Genomic DNA, 3,925 nt, shown 5'->3' on the forward strand with positions numbered 1-3,925 from the left:
ATTAGCTCCGAGTTGTGCTTACTTGAACGGGTTAATTGGAAATCAGGGAAAAACTTCATAAGTATAATTACTCACTGTTTTCATTGACATGCTCCCAATTCGCCTCAACTGTGCTCGATAAATTAGCAAATCAGCCCGCCGTTCTTCTAAACAAGATAACCCCCCAGCTTCGGCAATTTCTACAGAGCCTTCCAACGTAACTAACTCTGACACCAGCAGCGGTTCTTGGACTTGGTTGAACAGCGCCAGGGGAAGAGCGCCGACGGGGATTTTACCGAGGTGAGTAAACTCATAAGAGCGATCGCCCGACGACTCTAGCAATCCTTTGAGTTCCCACCGAAAGTTTACCAAGTCTTTGGGAATCGATCGCTTTTGAACCCCGTACTCTTTCCACAGCACTTTCAACTGTTCCAATTCCTCTTCCTTGAGTTCGATGTTGAAATTATCGTAGAGGGGAAGCGATGGGAAAGCTTTGGCTTTAATCCGCTGTGACACGGGCTTGCAAGTTTCCCCGGTGTGCGCGAAGTGATGTTCTTTCACTGACCCCTTTTTTGCTGTCAATCCGCCACCGCAGTAGAGGCAAGCGAGGTTAGTTTTTCCGCGCACAACTTCATCAATGCTCATCAGTTCACCACTGAGAGCAACACCAAATTTTAGCCACATTGTCTGTCAATTCTCCTTTGAGCAGGTTTGTAGATGCACCCGCTCCACACGATCGAGAATGGTAACAAATCCAGGGGGTGAGGGCTCCTGCCTTGGGAAAGAAAGCGATCGGCATTCGATGCTCTTGATGCGCGACTGTCAATCTAAAATCTAAAATCTAAAATCTAAAATTGCTCGTCACCAGTCGGGAATTTCTTGGGCAGCGTCGTCGGATTGGTCTTGTGGCAGTTGCTCTCTCGGTAACGGCACAGCGGGCAATTCATCCTGTACGCGGGGAAATACCTCTTCCCCGCGTAGGAAAGCATGGAAAGACTCGCCATCGCTCCTTTGACTTGATCCGGCTTCACTTCTAAGTAGCGCTGTAACTGTTCGAGGTTGCTGTGACCACTGATTTCTTGAATAATCCGCAGCGGGATTCCGGCGTTGCTCATCGCTCGTCAGGGCGCTGCGACGGAAGCTGTGGGTGGATGCTCCCTCGATGCCGGCGCGATCGAACGCTTCTCTCAAAATCCGATCCGCTGAGTTGGTGTGCAGATGCTTCCAATGATGCTTGGGGTAGCGGCCGGGAAATAAGTAAATCTGACCCGCGTTGGGTTTCCAAGATGTCAGGAGCGATCGCAAATCCTCTATCACTGGAATTGTTCGGGTTTGGAGTTTTCCTTTGGTGTTGGCTTTGCGGAAGTTAATCGTAGAACGGACGGTGCCAGAGTTTGTGTAGATATCCTTGACCATTAACGAACAAGCTTCGGCAATCCGACAAGCGGTGTAGAGACAAACTCCGAACAGCGTGCGATCGCGTGAGGTTTGCAAACCTTTGTCAAACAGCAGTTCAATTTCCTGTTGCGTAAGGATTTGGCTTGTCCGTGTCCCTCTATTTCCATCAGGAGTGTATACCGACCCAACACATGAGAGTTTGCCGCAAATACTACATTGCTGCATCCGTCGGGGGTATTTCTTAATGTGGCGGGTGAACGAGGTCAAGGGTTTTGTTCGGGCGATCGCTCCGGGGGTTTGATATGTTTGGTTAATGATACAAGCGCTGGGGTTGATAGGAATAAATATGTCTTTGCACCGCTTTTTCGGGTCAATATTTAGTTGGGCGGTATGCAATAGTGGTGGGAATAACATATATAGCCCCTGCCTATTTACTATCCCCAAAACGCTCGCACCCAATATGCACCTGCCACTCCACTACTCTGGTAGATTCTGCTAACATACCATCCAGGGCGCGGGGACTGCTGTTAACAATCTTTTGAGCTTCTTCCACATTTTCTGCCTGAATCACCCAAAGCCCTGTTCCATCAAGGGGAAAAACGGGCCACAACACAGTAGTATTCCTTTCTCCTGTTGCTGGCGAAACCAAGCTAGTTGATTAGGGTCGTGTTCTGGGTGAGCGTTTTTGTAGTCGTAATACTCTGGAATGGTTGCTACAACTACGGCAAAAAGTTTAGACATAATGCTTTGCCCAAACTGATAAAGTTCAAATCAAAAATAGCATAATGCTCCAATTAGTTTTGGTCGCACCCGCAGTTTTGTCATTTTTGAGTAAGGGTTGAAGCCCAGCTATGCAATGCCTAATTCGGTCTTTTACTGATGCACAATTAGATATCCGCGTGTCTTTTTAGAAGCTGAATCAGTAGTATTCATCGCTTTCCAAAGATGTTCAGTAGAAGTCCATACAGGCGGATATTTATAACTGGCTACGTCTTCAATCAAAAACCGATCGCTTTGTTCGTGATAGGCAGCGAGGGGGGAAATATGCCCGCTTTTACCCTGACCCAAAACAGAGCGTTGGTAGTTCACGATTATATAGTCGCCAGAACGGGCAAGGTTAGCTTTAGCTTGGCTGCGAAATTGGTTAAGTGTTGTCTCTGACGCATAATAGACCTCAACTTTGACGTTGTGACTTCTGAGCAAAGCCGCTAATTCATCAAGAGTCATCCCCGAAAAAGTGACGGCATAAGAAGAGCGGATGCTCTGGGTTTGACCGTCAAAAAAGGTGTCTTGGTTCAGGGTGCGATATCCCTGTTTTTTGGTGCCGAGTGCATTCAGAACCATCACACTACTAGCCACACCACAATAGGCGGGACGTTTTTGGGTTTCAATGTGGGTGCTAAGCAGTGGAAAATCCTGTTTGCTCTTGCTTTGGTTCAGTAGTTGTCGTCCTTCCGGTGATTCTAGAGAAACTAAAGTTTTGGGAAGTGGTAGTCGATTAACAGAAGGTGGCGAGAAGAGTTTCCAGGTGAAAACGCTTAAACCTGTGCCGAAGATTAGTAGAATACCCCCTCCAGCTTTTATTAGTCGCCCTCGCCATCGGTGATTGCCAGCCGTTGGATTTAAGTCCATATCTTCATCTCTCCCAAGAACAGTTGTGTGAAAAAAATCTTAGTCAGAATTTTTCGTTGAATAATTAAACATTACACCGTCTAAACCTTGTTATCTGGTTAGTAGCTCTGGTAACTATCGCCTTTGCTTTGGACACCATTATAGCAAGTCTTTTCATGGTTACATTTTCATTATAATTAAGGAAAACTATCATTGTTATCAAGCTGTCTAAAAAACAGGGATTCTGTAATAGAATTTTGAAATCTATGCCTGGGAGCAAGATTGCATCATGCCGCCAATACCCACAGTCACAGTCAAGTCAGGATACAAACCACAATCTATAGATACCAGCATTGAAGCTGACGTGCTGATGTTTCAGCTATTGCGACAGTTAACGCCCCAACAAAAAGTACAACGGACTTGCGCTTTCAATCAATCGGTGCGGAGGTTGGCAATATCTTGAATAAAGAACCAGTATCGTATCCGCTCAATAAATCGGGGTAACAGCAAAAAAAGAAGGTTCACAATCTAGGCACAGCATGGTAGAATCTGACGTATTATTAATCATAAAATCAAGGATGTCATAGTCTTTTTTAGCCACTAAAGTCACAATTAACCGTGGGTTTATACGACCCTTACTACAAGAATCAACGAGCAATAATTCAGAGCCTTTATATTTTTTTGAATTTCATCAATCAGACCAGGACTCACCCAGAGAATAAACCGAAGATTGTTGACGAATAATCGTCCCTAGAGATGGAATATTTCCCAGGTAAGAAATACGGTCGTGCATATATTCAAAAAAGCTAATTCCTAATTTGCGGGTAGTCGCCACTAGAGACATGAAAACATCCATCGCCTTAGAGGATGTTTGAAAAGTCCAAGTAAGTCAAAAATCATGCAAGCCGTCGAACCATGATACGGATCATGGCGATAT

General features: G+C 45.5%; 6 protein-coding genes. 1 reads left to right on the forward strand and 5 read right to left on the reverse strand.

Annotated features, from left to right (window positions below; translation table 11 throughout):
• Positions 1-42: 42 nt before the first annotated feature.
• The 5 genes from QUA07_RS29545 to QUA07_RS29565 form a co-directional block, all read right to left on the reverse strand.
• Positions 43-663, reverse strand: coding sequence for a hypothetical protein (locus QUA07_RS29545; RefSeq protein ID WP_333332726.1), 621 nt, complete (start codon positions 661-663; stop codon positions 43-45).
• A 177-nt stretch (positions 664-840) separates the two neighbouring features.
• Positions 841-1,791 (reverse strand): site-specific integrase, encoded by a 951-nt coding sequence (locus QUA07_RS29550; protein WP_333332729.1) that lies wholly within the window; start codon positions 1,789-1,791, stop codon positions 841-843.
• Positions 1,792-1,804: 13 nt separating this feature from the next.
• A complete protein-coding gene (locus QUA07_RS29555) occupies positions 1,805-1,948 on the reverse strand; it encodes a hypothetical protein (RefSeq protein ID WP_333332732.1) in 144 nt (47 codons plus the stop codon).
• Complete coding sequence (locus QUA07_RS29560; protein WP_333332734.1) at positions 1,945-2,118, reverse strand: hypothetical protein; 174 nt, start codon at positions 2,116-2,118, stop codon at positions 1,945-1,947. Before QUA07_RS29560 ends, QUA07_RS29555 begins: the two co-directional genes overlap by 4 nt.
• A 132-nt stretch (positions 2,119-2,250) precedes the next feature.
• Positions 2,251-3,009, reverse strand: a complete 759-nt coding sequence (locus QUA07_RS29565) for a phytochelatin synthase family protein (protein ID WP_333332737.1) — start codon at positions 3,007-3,009, stop codon at positions 2,251-2,253.
• Between the two features lie 268 nt (positions 3,010-3,277).
• On the opposite strand from QUA07_RS29565, the gene QUA07_RS29570 reads away from it, so the two are divergent.
• Positions 3,278-3,451, forward strand: coding sequence for a hypothetical protein (locus QUA07_RS29570; RefSeq protein WP_333332740.1), 174 nt, complete (start codon positions 3,278-3,280; stop codon positions 3,449-3,451).
• Positions 3,452-3,925: the final 474 nt, after the last annotated feature.

Source organism: Microcoleus sp. T3_A4, from assembly GCF_036700465.1.
GTDB lineage: Bacteria > Cyanobacteriota > Cyanobacteriia > Cyanobacteriales > Microcoleaceae > Microcoleus.